At 41.1% G+C, this 15226-nt stretch carries 14 protein-coding genes; 6 read left to right on the forward strand and 8 right to left on the reverse strand.

The window, feature by feature from the left end; genetic code table 11:
• Positions 1-29: 29 nt before the first annotated feature.
• Complete coding sequence (locus N5J47_RS12270; protein WP_279960416.1) at positions 30-1028, reverse strand: glycosyl transferase family protein; 999 nt, start codon at positions 1026-1028, stop codon at positions 30-32.
• A 249-nt stretch (positions 1029-1277) separates the two neighbouring features.
• Between N5J47_RS12270 and N5J47_RS12275 the strand changes: the two genes are divergently transcribed.
• Entirely contained in the window at positions 1278-2423 is a 1146-nt protein-coding gene (locus N5J47_RS12275) for an acyl-CoA dehydrogenase family protein (protein WP_279960417.1), read from the forward strand.
• 51 nt (positions 2424-2474) lie between these two features.
• Here the strand turns inward: N5J47_RS12275 and N5J47_RS12280 are convergent, their stop codons facing one another.
• On the reverse strand, positions 2475-3101 hold the full coding sequence (locus N5J47_RS12280) for a hypothetical protein (protein WP_279960418.1): 627 nt from the start codon (positions 3099-3101) through the stop codon (positions 2475-2477).
• A 108-nt stretch (positions 3102-3209) separates the two neighbouring features.
• Complete coding sequence (locus tag N5J47_RS12285) at positions 3210-4142, reverse strand: alpha/beta hydrolase-fold protein (RefSeq protein WP_279960419.1); 933 nt, start codon at positions 4140-4142, stop codon at positions 3210-3212.
• Positions 4143-4333: 191 nt separating this feature from the next.
• Between N5J47_RS12285 and pheA the strand changes: the two genes are divergently transcribed.
• The 4 genes from pheA (at position 4334) to N5J47_RS12305 (ending at position 10012) form a co-directional block, all read left to right on the forward strand.
• On the forward strand, positions 4334-5443 hold the full coding sequence (pheA, locus tag N5J47_RS12290) for a prephenate dehydratase (protein ID WP_279960420.1): 1110 nt from the start codon (positions 4334-4336) through the stop codon (positions 5441-5443).
• Positions 5444-5518: 75 nt separating this feature from the next.
• A complete protein-coding gene (locus N5J47_RS12295; protein WP_279960421.1) occupies positions 5519-7783 on the forward strand; it encodes a bifunctional prephenate dehydrogenase/3-phosphoshikimate 1-carboxyvinyltransferase in 2265 nt (754 codons plus the stop codon).
• Positions 7784-8064: 281 nt separating this feature from the next.
• Positions 8065-8448 (forward strand): hypothetical protein, encoded by a 384-nt coding sequence (locus tag N5J47_RS12300; RefSeq protein ID WP_267979672.1) that lies wholly within the window; start codon positions 8065-8067, stop codon positions 8446-8448.
• Between the two features lie 103 nt (positions 8449-8551).
• Positions 8552-10012: an aminoacyl-histidine dipeptidase gene (locus tag N5J47_RS12305; RefSeq protein ID WP_279960422.1), complete on the forward strand. Its 1461-nt coding sequence runs from the start codon at positions 8552-8554 to the stop codon at positions 10010-10012.
• Between the two features lie 32 nt (positions 10013-10044).
• On the opposite strand, the gene rtcA is transcribed toward N5J47_RS12305, so the two are convergent.
• From rtcA to N5J47_RS12325, 4 genes are all read right to left on the reverse strand, one after another.
• Positions 10045-11091 carry an RNA 3'-terminal phosphate cyclase gene (gene rtcA / locus N5J47_RS12310; protein ID WP_279960423.1) on the reverse strand — a complete coding sequence of 349 codons (1047 nt, stop codon included), beginning with the start codon at positions 11089-11091 and terminating at the stop codon, positions 10045-10047.
• A 256-nt stretch (positions 11092-11347) separates the two neighbouring features.
• Entirely contained in the window at positions 11348-11806 is a 459-nt protein-coding gene (locus N5J47_RS12315; RefSeq protein ID WP_279960424.1) for a DIP1984 family protein, read from the reverse strand.
• Between the two features lie 16 nt (positions 11807-11822).
• Positions 11823-12323: a hypothetical protein gene (locus N5J47_RS12320; RefSeq protein ID WP_279960425.1), complete on the reverse strand. Its 501-nt coding sequence runs from the start codon at positions 12321-12323 to the stop codon at positions 11823-11825.
• Positions 12324-12327: 4 nt separating this feature from the next.
• On the reverse strand, positions 12328-13596 hold the full coding sequence (locus tag N5J47_RS12325) for an RtcB family protein (protein WP_279960426.1): 1269 nt from the start codon (positions 13594-13596) through the stop codon (positions 12328-12330).
• 349 nt (positions 13597-13945) lie between these two features.
• On the opposite strand from N5J47_RS12325, the gene N5J47_RS12330 reads away from it, so the two are divergent.
• Positions 13946-14233: a hypothetical protein gene (locus tag N5J47_RS12330; RefSeq protein ID WP_279960427.1), complete on the forward strand. Its 288-nt coding sequence runs from the start codon at positions 13946-13948 to the stop codon at positions 14231-14233.
• A 19-nt stretch (positions 14234-14252) separates the two neighbouring features.
• On the opposite strand, the gene N5J47_RS12335 is transcribed toward N5J47_RS12330, so the two are convergent.
• Positions 14253-15215, reverse strand: a complete 963-nt coding sequence (locus N5J47_RS12335) for a ribonuclease Z (RefSeq protein ID WP_279960428.1) — start codon at positions 15213-15215, stop codon at positions 14253-14255.
• Positions 15216-15226 lie beyond the last annotated feature (11 nt).

A 15226-nucleotide genomic window follows, 5' to 3' on the forward strand; every position in this document is an offset into this window, starting at 1 on the left:
AAAACACTGGGTTTTTTAATGAATGAAGCCTAAATTTTTCGACTTTCCCAAAGCTCTTTTGCTTTAACCATCGCCTCATTAAAACTACTGACCACACCCATCGTATATAAAGCGATTCCCATGGTTTCAGTGACAGCCATTTCACCATATTCATGTTGCTGCTGACCTAACCAAACAGCTTTAAATACTTCAAGATCAAGTTCTTCTTCAATAGGGCTACGTTCAGGTGTCAGTTTTGGCAATTCATGTTCATATAACTCACCATTTTTAATCCCACAAATAAGGGTTTTTGCATCAGGATTCCGTTCAAATTCACCTCCTTCACCTTTAATCACCGCACTATTTTGATAACCTAAACGAAACGCGGTGTGTTGATGTGAGGTTCGATAAGCTGGATGGAAAATGGCCTGTAAGGTAGCTTTGGCATTAAAAGGATTAATCAGTCGGGCAAGGGTATGAATGGGTGAACGTAAGCCCATAACATTCCGAAGAGAAATAAGATCACTTAAAATAGGTGAGATCACTTCCAGTGGCAGGAAAGCAAAGTTATGTTTTTCTAGTTGTTCTTTGGCATCTACTTCATTTTGACAAATCGAATAGCCTAAGTATTGTAAAACCTGTTCCGTATACACACGGTTAATGGTATGACCCGATGCGCCATGCATCACTATTTTATAGCCATGATGAGCCAGTGTTAATGCTGCCAATAAAAACCACGGATAATGTTTACGTTTTCCTGCGTATGATGACCAATCCAGATCAACATCCAGCGGTTGAAAATTAAGTTGATCACGTGTTGCCTGAACAAAACCAGTCAGTTCATCAACAGATTCTTCCTTAACCCGTAACAACATTAAAAAAGCACCCAACTGAACATCAAGCACTTCATTTTTTAAGATCATGCTAAAAGCCTGATAGGCCTCATCATAAGTCAGTGAACGCGCACCCGTCTTACCCTTACCAATGATTCGTATGTATTGGGCGAAAGGATGTTCAGCATCTTTATAAATATTGCGTTTGGTATTCATGATCGTATTTGCAGTTATGGTGAAGAATTAAAATCAATATGACATAAAAGTGGTGCATTTAGCATAAAAAATCAGAGGTTCTGATTATTCAATAAGCAATTATGTCTCGAAAATAACCCCTGCAAACAAAATTATTGACCGAATCAGTCGGGTGATTTGATGTAAAAGGGACATGACATCCCACCTAAAAATCATTAGCATGGCTGCGAAGCAAATTTTCAAGAAAAATGAAAGCGAAAGGAAATAAAGATGTTAGCTTACGATGCAGATTTGGAACTCTTCCGTGACAACTTTAAACGTTTTATGAGTGAACACATTGCACCTCATTATGAAAAATGGGAACGTGAGGGCATTATGCCGCGTTCTGTTTGGACATTATTGGGTGAAAATGGTTTCCTGTGTGTAGACGTGCCAGAAGAGTATGGTGGTTATGGTGTACCAACCCATTATTCATTGATGCTGGTTGAAGAATCTGCCCGTGCGGGTTATTGCGCGTTATCAACTGCCATTTCATGCCACTCTGAAATTGCTGCACCATATATCCAGCACATTGCAACAGAAGAACAAAAACAGCAGTGGTTACCAAAAATGGTGTCGGGTGAAGTGGTTGGTGCAATTGGCATGACGGAGCCAGGCGCTGGTTCAGACTTGCAGGCAATGCGTACCAGTGCCATTTTGCAGGGTGATCACTACGTGTTAAATGGTTCCAAAACCTTTATCTCAAATGGTCAGCATGCTGATGTTGTGGTTTTGGCAGTGAAAACTGATCCACAGGCCCGTGCCAAAGGTGTATCACTGATGTTGGTGGATACCCATCTGGATGGTTTTAAAAAGGGTACAAACCTTGACAAGATTGGTTTGCATTCACAAGATACTTCAGAGCTTTTCTTTGACAATGTCAAAGTACCTAAAGACCAATTACTGGGTAATGCAGGTTCAGGCTTTGCTTACTTGATGCAGGAACTACCACGTGAACGTACTGCAATCGCAGCGACCGCTTTAGGTGCGATTCGTGGTGCAATTGATATGGCAACCGCTTATGTAAAAGAGCGTCAGGCATTTGGTCAGGCCATTGCCCAGTTCCAGAACACACGTTTCGTGTTGGCTCAGGCGAAGATTGATGAATTGGCAACAGCTGCTTTCTACAATCAAAACGTGGCCTTATATAACGACGGTAAGCTCGATGTTGAAACTGCGGCTGCACTTAAGAGCTTCAGTACCGATATGCAAATGAAAGTTGCTGACAACTTGCTTCAGTTATTTGGTGGCTATGGTTATATGACTGAATATCCAATTTCACGCTTCTTTGTTGATGCACGTATCCAGCGTATTTACGGTGGTACCAATGAAATCATGAAAGAAATCGTGGCACGTGGATTGATTGGTAAAGCTTAATTAATCTTGATAAATCAGCCTGCTTTCGAGTAGGCTGATTTTTGATAGATACTATTTTTCTATTGTGGTATGCACCACAGGATAGCTTTGTTGTTTTGGCAATTTCTGTAATGCCTGATTGATTTTAATCAGAAACGCATCTGCCTGATCCTGATTAGGCCAATTTTTATTATATTCACTTCTTTTTTGAATATTTACCCCACAACCTCGGACTTCCATATTGTCAGGATTAAACGACCAGTCATGTGGATTTTTTAAGGTCACATCCAGATCACTTGCACAACTTTGCCACAACCTGATAAATTCATTTGTTGATTGGGGAGAGAACCCATCAGCAGGATAAACAGAAAAACCTTTCATTTGTGAATTAAAAAATTGAATAAACATATAAGATGGCATTCCACCCCAAATGATTGCCGTATCAGGCGGTAACTTAATATCGGTCAAATCCTTTTCATTTAATGGCTGTGTTTGCTGTTCTTTCTGAAAAGAATGCTGAGCTTTATATTTTAGCTTGCTTTGTGGTGGCACCGTAATTCCACGTACTTGAGTCGTTGTTGTGGTGATGTAGTAAGGTGAGGTGTCACGGCTGCAACCTGTAGGGTTATAGCATCCAATACAGCCCGTTAATTGAATGCTGGCAAGACTAAGTATAGAAAGTAGAATGATTTTATTCATTATTTTATTGCATTTAAGAGAATATTGAATAAATTATATCCCAAGCTTTCCTAAAGAAATGTTGAGATTTGAGAGGAAAATAATCTTTCTCCCAAGATCAATTCCATATCAAGGTTTTGTTGTGTCATCAAATAAGGCCGAGCAGCTTTTGCCATTTTTACAACCCGCCAACATGATGGCTTTAGGTAAACTCGCATAGAGATTGGTTAAATGCTGTTCCGCTGGGTGTTTAAAATTCCAGAATAAAAATTGCTCGGAACGTTGTGCCTGAAAGTTTTGATAAAAACGGTCCTGTTGGGAACGATCACTATTCGCTGGACCTTTATCTTCATGCGTGCCAACTGTGGTCATCAGCATAGCATGGGTATTTTCAGGTTTTTGCCTAAGCCAGTTTGCCTGTTGTTGAAATAGTACTTGATTATCAAACCATAAAGATGGGCTTGCGGCGATATAGCGTTGAAAACTCTGTGGTTGGGTAAAGAAAGCATGTAATACAAACAATCCACCAAATGAATGTCCAAACAGGCTTTGTTGTTGTGGATTGACCTTAATCCGTGAATTGATTGCTGGTTTAAGCTCTTTTTCAATAAACTGAATGAACTGGTCTGCACCACCATATTGATATTTAGCCTGTTTTTGCACATCTTCCGATGCCTTGGGTGTGTAGTCCAAAGCACGTTTTTCGACAGCAAAGGTTTTCTCGTCAGGATAGCCAATAGCGACAATCGCAACAGGAGCCAAGCCAAGACGATTTGCGCCAGCACCTACAGATTTGGCAATGTTGGCAGCACTGTCAAAGCTTGCATTGCCATCGAGTACATAAAGCACAGGGAAGCCTTGCGTTGGAGTCTCAGTATTGGGAACTGAAACCTGAATCAGGTAATCATGTGATGTGTATTTGGATTTCAGGATAAAGGTTTGTTGGGTCAGGGTATTGACTTGTAAAGCTGAATTGCCAGAAGTCGTTGAAGCTGGTTGGGCAAAGCTCAGTTGAGTACTGATCATTAAGGAGAAAGTCAAAATACTGAGACGTTTTAACATGGCTTATTCACGAGAATTGAAATTTAGCATGAAATATATAATGAAAATCATTATCAATAAAGTTGAATCATGAAAAGAGTTAAAACTCAGCGTGTTTAATAGCTTAAAGTCTTGTTATACTAGCCCAGATAACCAATTCATAGATGAATTGTAATCCATTCTTATAGATGATTTTGCTGAGGCTGTATTCAATGGTAAACGATGGACAAAACACATCGACTTCACTTAATTTAGAACAAATTCGTAACGATATTGATAGTGTTGATCAACAAATCCAGGAATTACTCAATCGCCGTGCCACATTGGCGGAAGCCGTAGCCAAGGCGAAGTTTGCAGCCGAAGACAACCCCCTGTTTTATCGCCCTGAACGTGAAGCGCAGGTTTTGCGTAAAGTGATGGAGCGTAATCAGGGGCCATTGTCCGATGCGACCATGGCACGCTTGTTCCGTGAAATCATGTCGGCATGTCTGGCACTTGAGGCCCCGCAAAGTATTGCTTTTTTAGGGCCAGAAGGAACCTATACCCACTCCGCGGTGCTGAAACATTTTGGTAAGGATGCAGTAGTGCGTCCATTGCCAACCATTGATGAAGTATTCCGTGAAGTGGAAGCGGGCAGTGCCCATTATGGTGTGGTTCCAGTCGAGAACTCCTCAGAAGGAATTGTCAACCATACGCTGGACTGTTTTAAGGCATCAACTTTAAATGTGATTGGTGAGGTTGAGCTTCGTATCCATCATCAATTCCTTGTGTCTGAAAATACCCGTAAAGACAGCATTAAACAGATTTATGCGCATCAGCAAACTTTGGCACAGTGTCGTAAATGGTTAGATGCACATTATCCTGGGGTAGAGCGTGTAGCCTTAAATTCAAATGCGGAAGCGGCTCGCCGTATTCGTAATGAATGGCATTCGGCTGCAATCGCCTCTGATATCGCAGCCAGCATGTACAACCTTGAGATTTTGTATAGCAATATTGAAGATAATCCTGAAAATACCACACGTTTCCTTGTGATTGGTCGTGAGAAAATTCCACAAAGTGGCAATGATAAGACCTCATTGTTGATTTCAGCACATGATCGTGCAGGAGCATTGCTGGAAATTCTTGCACCATTTGCAAAGCATCAAATCAGCTTGACCAGTATTGAAACCCGTCCAGCCTTACCTGAAAAATGGGCCTATGTATTCTTTATTGATCTGGAAGGGCATATTGATCAGGACAATGTAGCAGCCGCATTGAGTGAAATTCGTCCGATGGTCAAAGAGTTACGTGTACTGGGTTCTTATCCAATCGCTGTTTTATAAAACTGTTTTATCGTATGGATAGGTGGATGAATCATCTATCCATATCAAAGTCGTCTCATTAGGCAAACATCTTTTATGTCTCAAGCATCTGTTTCTAAAGTATTGTTTAAAAAAGTTGCATTTATTGGACTTGGGCTGATTGGGTCAAGTCTTGCACGTGTGATTGTGGCAGAACAACTTGCATCTGAAATTGTCGCTTCAACACGCTCAAAAAAAACATTGGAAGATGCCAAAGCACTGGGTCTTATTCAGCAGGGTTACGCAAATCCTGAGGAAGCGGTTCAGGGTGCGGATTTAATTGTTTTGGCATTGCCTGTTCGTGCTACGCAAAAAGTGTTGGAACAGATCAAACCTTATCTTGCAGAGAATGTCATCATTACCGATGTAGGCAGTACCAAAGGCAATGTCGTCGATGCAGCCAAAGCAGTGTTTGGTGAAAATCTGCCTGTTGGTTTTGTACCAGGACACCCGATTGCAGGAGCAGAACATACGGGCGTACATGCAGGCAAAGTTGATTTATTTGCCAATCATAAAGTGATTCTAACACCATTGCCAAGCAGTGCCGACTGGGCAGTTGAGAAGTTAATTCAACTCTGGTCAGCCGCCAAAGCTGAAGTGATTTGTATGGATGTGGCAAAACATGATGAAGTGTTGGCACATACCAGTCATTTACCGCATTTAATGGCGTTTAACCTGGTCGAGCAACTGGCCAATCGTGAAGATAATTTAGATATTTTCCGTTATGCGGCTGGTGGTTTTCGGGATTTCTCTCGGATTGCCGCCAGTGATCCGCAGATGTGGCATGACATTTTCTTTGCCAATAAAACCGCAATTCTAAATGCCGTTGCTGGCTTTGAACAGCAACTCTCTGTTTTAAAGAAACTGATTGAAAATGAAGATTCTCAGGCGTTGATGGGGCTGCTTGGACATGCGCAAGCGGCACGCCAACACTTTAACCATATGTTAGCCAAAAAACCTTTGATGGAGAAAAACAAGGTGACACAGCAATTTACCATTTTACCAGGCAAGAAAACATTTACAGGTAAATTCACCGTGCCAGGTGACAAGTCAGTGTCACATCGCTCCATCATGTTTGGGGCGATTGCGGAAGGCACAACCCATGTGACTGGCTTCCTTGAGGGTGAGGATGCGTTGGCAACCTTACAGGCATTCCGTGATATGGGGGTCAGCATTGAAGGCCCAAAGAATGGTGAGGTGACCATTCATGGTGTAGGCATGCAAGGTCTAAAAGCGCCTGCCAGTGCCTTATATATGGGTAACTCAGGCACAAGTATGCGTCTGCTATCTGGTATGTTGTCAGCACAAAAGTTTGATTCAGTGATGACAGGTGATGCGTCATTGTCTAAACGTCCAATGGAGCGTATTGCTAAACCATTACGTTTAATGGGCGCACAGATTCAGACCACAGGTGAGAAAGGCACACCGCCAGTCAGCATTACAGGCAGCCAGAATTTACAAGGGATTCAATACGATTTACCAATGGCTTCTGCTCAGGTGAAATCAGGGATTTTACTGGCAGGTTTATGGGCCGAGGGTGAGACTTCGGTGACTGAACCAGAGCCGACTCGTGACCATACTGAGCGTATGTTACGTGCCTTTGGTTATGAGGTAAAAACTGAGGGCAATAAAATCTCGCTGGTTGGTGGTGGTAAACTCGTTGGTACAGATATTCAGGTGCCATCAGACATTTCATCGGCTGCATTCTTTATGGTCGGCGCTGCGATTACCGAGGATGCTGATGTGATTCTTGAAGCAGTGGGCATCAACCCAACCCGTACAGGTGTGATTGAAATCCTCAAGCAAATGGGTGCGGACATCAGTGTTGAAAATGAACGCATCGCTGGCGGTGAGCCGATTGCCGATATTCATATCAAGGGGTCTCGTACACTCAAAGGCATTCACATGCCTGAAGATCAAGTGCCTTTGGCGATTGATGAATTCCCTGCATTATTTATTGCAGCAGCTTGTGCCGAAGGTCAAACAGTATTGACGGGCGCTGCGGAACTTCGCGTCAAAGAATCTGACCGTATTCAGGTGATGGCGGATGGTTTGAAGGTCATGGGTATTGACTGCACCCCAACTGAAGATGGCATCATTATTGAAGGTAAGGGTAAGTCTGGTGACTGGTCAGCAATCTTCGCAGGCGGAGAAATTGAATCGCACCACGATCACCGTATTGCCATGAGTTTTAGTATTGCAGGTTTGCGTACTTCTGGCGAAATCATCATTCACGGTACGGAAACAGTGGCAACCAGTTTCCCAACCTTTACTGAACTTGCCAATGCGGCAGGTCTGGACTTACAGATTGTAGATCAATAGGCGAATTGGAAAATGCAGTGTTTGGCTTGTTCAAATGCTGCATTTCTTATTTAGTTATCAATAAAAACAAGTTGTTTATCACTGCAATAAAACGTTTAAATAATAAAAATGTTGGGTTTGGATATGTACATATCTAATCAGGTCTAAATTTATCAATTTAGCAAAAGAAGTAAGACAATCGGCTAATCAATTAAAGACAATTGTATATATAATAATTCTTACCGAACTAGTAGGCTTTATTCTGTGATCCAGAGTAAAAACATAAAAATAGAGGGAATACCATGAAAACATTGCAATTTATAGCAGATTGCCCTAAACATGGGGTGATTGATCATCCACCCAATGAATGCTATATCACGCAAGAATACGTGGCTGCACTACTGTATAAGCAACTGGAACAATATGGTTTTGATGCTCAGCATATCCGTCATGAGCATGAGAAAATCGAGGTTCGTATCGATAACCATCAGCTTCCACTCTCTATCTTATGTTCGCAGCAAGATACTGAGGGACATATCTTATGTCAGATTTCCGCAAATCCTCAGCAGGAACAGGCTTGGTTTGAAAAGATTGAGACACAAAGCATTATTCGCCAATTGGCTCAGGCGGTTGAAAATAGCTTAAAGGCTGAACATAGCTTTTCACAGTTTATTTGGAAAAGTTAAGCCCATTTTGCCAATAAAATCTTAAATGAAGTGACTTAACAGCATCGTTGTTTAGGCGTATGGTGTATATTTGTTTGAACACTTTATTTAAGGGTATGGGTGCATGACACAGGTTGATTTTTCTAAATTATCACCACAAATGGTTTGGCAGCATTTTGAAACCCTGTGTACGATTCCCCGACCATCCAAGCACGAACAACAACTACGCCAACATTTAAAGGATTGGGCGGAACAGCGCAATCTTGACACTTATATTGATGATATTGGTAATTTAATTATTCGCAAAGCCGCAGTGGCTGGTAAAGAACAGGTTGCAGGTGTGATTTTGCAGGGTCATCTGGATATGGTGACGCAGGCAAATCGCGGTACGCAACATGATTTTTTTAAAGATCCCATTCAACCTATACTCAAAGACGGCTGGTTGATCGCTGAGAATACCACTTTAGGTGCGGACAATGGGATTGGCGTAGCACTTGCACTGGCTGTTCTTGAATCAAACGATATTGCACATGGGCCAATTGAAGTCCTTTTAACAGTTGATGAAGAAGCAGGCATGAATGGCGCTCGTTTACTTGAAGCAGGCATATTAAAAGGGCAGTGGTTATTTAATATTGATACTGAAGAATGGGGCGAACTCTATCTCGGTTGTGCTGGCAGTATTGATATTGAGGTACAGCAAACTCTTGAATATGTGACTGCACCTGCAAATACCATTTGTGTTGATCTCATGGTTTCTGGCCTAAAGGGCGGACATTCAGGTGTTGATATTCATTTAGGTCGTGGCAATGCCAACGTGATTTTGGCGAACTTTTTAAATGAATATTTTGCCCAAACAAATGCCCGATTGGTTGAGTTTGTAGGTGGAACTGCCCGCAATGCCATTCCTAGAGAAGCGGTGGTAACCATTGCAATTGAAGCAGAAAAATTAGCAGAATTGGAAAAAATCATTGCCCAAACACAAGCTGAATGGCAACAAAAGTTACAAGGGATTGATGATCAGGTTCAGATCACAGTTCAACAAAATCTAAATCAAATTAGTGAAGTCATTTCTTTGCATCAGCAACAGGCTTGGTTGCAGGCATTGGCAACTTGTCCTTATGGCGTTAAGGAAATGAGTCAGGCTTTACCCGATGTGGTTGAGACCTCTAATAATATTGGCGTGGTCAGACTCACTAAAGACGAAGCAAAGACTTTAATTATGGTTCGTTCGATGGTGAATCAGCAAGCCATGTCATTTGCCCAGAAGATTCAACAACATTTTGCCAATTTCCAAATTCAATCTGAATTGACACCTCTGGTATCTGGTTGGACACCCAATCCAGATTCGGCTGCATTGAAGTGTCTACAACAGGCCTATCAATCCGCATTTGAAATTGAACCAAACTTGAAAGTGATTCATGCAGGTTTGGAATGTGGCATTATTGCAGAGCATTATCCAGATTTACAGATGGTGTCATTTGGTCCAGATATTCAAGGGGCACATGCACCAGGTGAACGGGTGAAAGTGGATACAGTCGAAAAATGCTGGAAGTTATTGGTGACAGCTTTGGAAGCTGTTAAATAAAACTCTAATAAAAGAAGCCCATTGATGGGCTTCTAAACTTTGACATTGACCTGAAATTGACTTTTATCCAGCTCGATAAACTCAATTTCACAATCAATAAATTTTTCAATCATGGTAGCTTGGGTAAGAGTATGCTCGCTAATACATTGCGCAGTAAACGTACCACCTTGACCGAGTGCCAAAGGTAACAGCAATTGATCGGCTAAGTATTCATCTACTACAGCCTGAGAAGCCAAATAGTGTTGGACATTTTGCCCCAATTGACTTGCTACTTGTTCTGCACTTTTACGCATTTCACCTAAAGCGGTGAATAGCTGAACGTGATGCTCATGCTTGACTTTCACATACACTGTATTGCCCTGACTGATCCCATTTAAATGGAATTCTTGCTGAGTATCCAGTTTCAGTCTTTTATTTAACGTTGCCAGTTCCCGTTGTGCGATTTGCGCTTCTTCTGCAAGATTCAGTGTAGCAGCAAAAGCCTCAGTACTTTGCAAGTTACCACGATCTAGTAAATTCAGCTTGTCTCGATGTTGCCATGGCTGAATCCTGACTCGAATTTCGCCTGCACCAACTGGAAAGAAACCCGCTTTTTCCAGTTTAAAATCCACATCAATCCCGATGTTTTTTAAACAAGGTAAAAAGCAATGCTCAATAAAATCCGCTGTTGGCGCAAGTGGATTATGCGTACCGCCTGAAATGATTAATTCACTGGTTTCATTTTGCAATAACAACGCAGGCAAAAGGGTTTGCAAAACCAGTGTGGTGCTGCCAGCCGAACCAATCTGGAATTGATATTTTCCACTTTGTACATGCTGTGGCGCAAAGTACAAACGCTGGCTATGCAGTTCTGCACCCTCAACATAGGCCTGACTGATTTGCTGTGAAGCTTGTACACAGACCAGATGCTGGCGCATCAGTCCAGGTTTTTTACGTCCAGCCCGAATGTTGATCAGTTCAAATGCCTGACCTGTAATCATTGAAAGGGCAAGGGCAGTTCGTAAAATCTGACCACCACCTTCGCCTTGTGAACCATCAATCTGGATGGTTGCTGGCATATTTGCCAAAGCTTTATTCACTTCTATTTTCCTTGTTTTCTATTTAAATGAACATACTGTCAGTACATGGTAATGCGAAGTAACGTGTCACTTTGCTTTTGGCAAAGGATTGCAAGGTGCATGGTGCTGAGCCTGATGAGTGAATCAATGCACGGCTCACATGCTGCCGTAGCCGCCTGAATTATTTTCAATCCCTCAGATCGGAGTAAAGCAGGATCTTGTACTCGCCCAGTATGTCCAAACTGGTATTGTGAAATGACTTCACAAAATCTGTTGTCTATTCGACTAAATCAATCTGCCAATTTGCAGCCTGAATCTTAATATTGAGGTCACGTATTTTGGCACTAATATCATCCGCCTGTTTTTGCAAACTTGAAACAGGAATGACTTTTTGCCATTTAATTTCCCGTGCACTATAACGATCAGGTTCGCGATGAGTATTGGCAATCGCATCAATGAGAATCTTATGCTGTTCGGCATAATTATCCCGTAAGCTCAGTAGCGATAGCAATGTCTTCCCATCATCTAGTTTCGCCTGTGCGTTGGTTAAATGGATACGACAAATCAACTGATTGCTTTCCTGAATTAAAGCAAATACTTGTTTGATCAATTCATTGGGATCTTCGCTTGGTTCATCACCATCCTGTACCAATACATTGGCGTTGATCCGTTGTTTTAATGAAGCGAGCTTTTTTTGTTGATCGCTTCGGAGTAATAGTGCTTCTGCGAGTTTCATTTTCGTTTACCTATATTTAAGTGTTAGATTCAAAAGTAATTAAAATTTCTGCATTTTGACCTTTTATATAAAGATGTTGCCAATGCTGTATATATGCAGGAAGATATTTATTTGGAGGGCTTATATATCCTTGTTGAGCATCGATAAATTCTCCAGTTAAATCTCTAAGATGTAAAATTAAGCTCTGCATAATGATTTCAAGTTGTTGAACATTAAAAGAAGAAAATAAATTTCTATGGAAAAAATGGTTTATCGTTTCATTAAGTGTTCCAATGTTTTCCATCTGAAATTGCCAATCGATAAATTGTGAGTGTTCACTCATTTTCTTCATGTCTTTCCAAAATGAATACATCATAAAAAACTGCTTGAAATTTTCATCAAAAGATAAACTGTTATTGAAATTTAATTGTTCTATATAGCAATCAAATTGTGGCTGAAATTCAGGATGTAAAGCATTTGCTGTTATACATAACCCTTCAAGAATATGATTTATTTTTTCTACCTGAATATCAGACATAGTTTTATCCCTTCACACACACCACTTGTCTTAAGGTATACACCACTTCAACCAAATCCTGCTGTGCTTTCATCACATCTTCAATCGGTTTATAAGCCGATGGAATTTCATCAATCACGGCAGCGTCTTTACGGCATTCCACCCCTTGAGTCTGTGCAACCTGATCTTCGACAGTAAAACGGCGTTTGGCTTCAGCACGACTCATCACACGACCTGCACCATGCGAACATGAACAGAACGATTCCTGATTTCCCAGCCCGCGCACGATAAAGGACTTCGCACCCATTGAACCTGGAATAATTCCATATTGTCCAAGTTTGGCACTTACAGCACCTTTGCGGGTTACCATCACTTCTTCACCATAATGCTGTTCTTTTTGCACATAGTTATGATGGCAGTTTACCGCTTCTAGTTTGGCATTAAATGGCTTTGGAATAATTGTCGCCAAAGCCTTGATTGCGGCTTGCATCATGATTTCACGGTTTTTCATGGCAAAACGTTGTGCCCAACCTACCGCAAACCAGTAATCATCAAAATGTTCTGTACCCTCAACTAAATAAGCCAAATCTTTATTCGGTAAGTTAATAAAGTGCTTTTGCATATCCTTACGTGCCAGCTCAATAAAGTGATTCCCAATGGCATTACCAACCCCACGAGAACCTGAGTGCAGCATAATCCAGACATGATCATGCTCATCCAGACAAATTTCCACAAAGTGGTTGCCTGTTCCTAAAGTTCCCAATTGTTTGCGGTTATTGGTATTTTTAAGGCGAGGGTGCTTGACACAAATCAATTCAAAATCTGCAACAAGGTCAGCCCAAGCTTGGTCAACCATTTCAGGTGGTGTTTCCCATGACCCTTTATCTCGACCACGTTTAGTCATTCCATGTGGAATCAAGCGTTCCAGTTCAGTACGCAAAGCATGTAAATTATCAGGCAAATCAGAAGCAGTCAGGTTGGTACGAGTTGCCATCATTCCACAACCAATATCGACACCCACAGCAGCAGGAATAATCGCACCTTTGGTTGGAATCACACTTCCAATGGTTGCACCTAAACCAAAATGCACATCGGGCATCACTGCCATCCATTTATAAATAAATGGCATTTGGGCGGTTTGTAGCAATTGTTTTTTGGAGTTGTCATCAACGACAACACCATTTGTCCACATTTTCACAGGCATACTTTTTTCATTTTGCAGCACTTGGTAGGCGCGTTGTTGTTTTGCTTGTTCAATTTGAGCTTGTTGCTTAATTTCTTCAATGACAGACATTTTCATTTTCCTTTCAAAGCCTGCCTGCCAAGCGTTTGCAGGCAGGTGATATCCACAATATCCCAGTGATGTTGTGTAATTATACTATTGCAGGCACCGTGCCAGTTTTTTATATGGCATGTTTTTATTTTTCAAGATATTGATTTTAAATAATTAAAAGAATTTTAAATATCTATTTTTTATGTTGTTTTGATTGGTTTGATTTTTTTAAATATAAAAATAAATATATTTATATCTTTAATTATATTTTTTGTAATGAGTTGGATTGCGTATTATAGCTGTGAAATAGCGTTATTCCGCAATAAAACATGGTATAAATTGTGTTAAGACAATAGGATACGTCCCTACGATGATTTTTCTTCGTTATCTTTTTTCAATTCTATTATTTGTGGCAGGTGTGGTGTTTTTTGTCCAATGCTTGCTTGCTGGTTTTGATTGGATACTGTTTGCATTCAGTCTGGTGTGTTTTTTATTGGCGTATTGGATTAAGCCTAAACGAAAAAATCATCATCGAGATAATGCTTGGGATTGGCTGGATTTAATTGATTTTCCTGTAGAGATCATTTACTGGATCATCACTTTACCATTTCGCTTGTTGCGAGGAATATTTGACTTTTTATCTCCAGATATTCCTTAATTAAAACATTATATCTCATTTATTTCAAATTTACTTTACTCAGTTGTCCTGTTGTATCCAGTGTGAATTGGTCAAAATCATCGGCTAAATTGAAATTGCCTTTATAAAATTGACTCACTTCATCAGCAATTGCCTGTTGTCCAGCACGATCCTGATGTCGAGGGCTAAAATGGGTTAGGATTAAGTTGCTTAAATGCTGCTGTTGAGCAAATTCAGCCACCATTTTGGCAGAGCTGTGCATTGGACTTTTGCCGACTTTATCCAAGGTTGTTTGTGTATAAGTTGATTCATGGATCAAGAGTTGTGCTGTCTGGCAGGCTTGGGCCAATAACTCTGGTTGGTCATTATCACCACCGACAATGGCATGAACCTGTTGAGTATGCGTCTGCAAATAATCTGCTGACTTTAGAATATTTCCATTAAATTCAATGTCTTTACCTTGCTTTAAATCTCCCCAAGCTTGGCCTTTGGGAACGCCAAGCTGTGTGAGCGCCTGAATGTCTAATTTTTGCTGGGTGTATTGCGCAATAATGCTAAAGGCAAAACTTGGCACGCGATGGCTCAGTGGGTGGGCTTGAATGGAAAGCTCATCTGTAATGTGTTGGAGTTGAATTGCATCATGGACATCAATAAATTTTAACGGATAGGGTAAATATAAATCAGTCAGTCGAGCAGTGGTTTCAACCCATTGCTGAATTTCTTTGGGTGCGATAATGGTTAAAGGTGCGGTACGGGCATTCATACCCGCACTGGCCAATAAACCAATCAAGCCATAACAATGATCGCCATGTACATGAGTAATACAGATGGCAACTAGGCTTTGCAATGAGAGTTTGGCCTGTTGAATGCGATGTTGCGTGCCTTCTCCAGCATCAACCAGTATCCAGTCTTTATTTTTGCTGTTTCGTATGGCTAGGGCAGAAACATTACGTGTCAGTGTAGGTACGCCAGATGATGTGCCTAAAAAAGTAAAATGTAGCATCTTATTGGAAT

Origin of the sequence: Acinetobacter sp. GD03645, assembly GCF_029845285.1 — a bacterium.
Taxonomy (GTDB): domain Bacteria; phylum Pseudomonadota; class Gammaproteobacteria; order Pseudomonadales; family Moraxellaceae; genus Acinetobacter; species Acinetobacter corruptisaponis.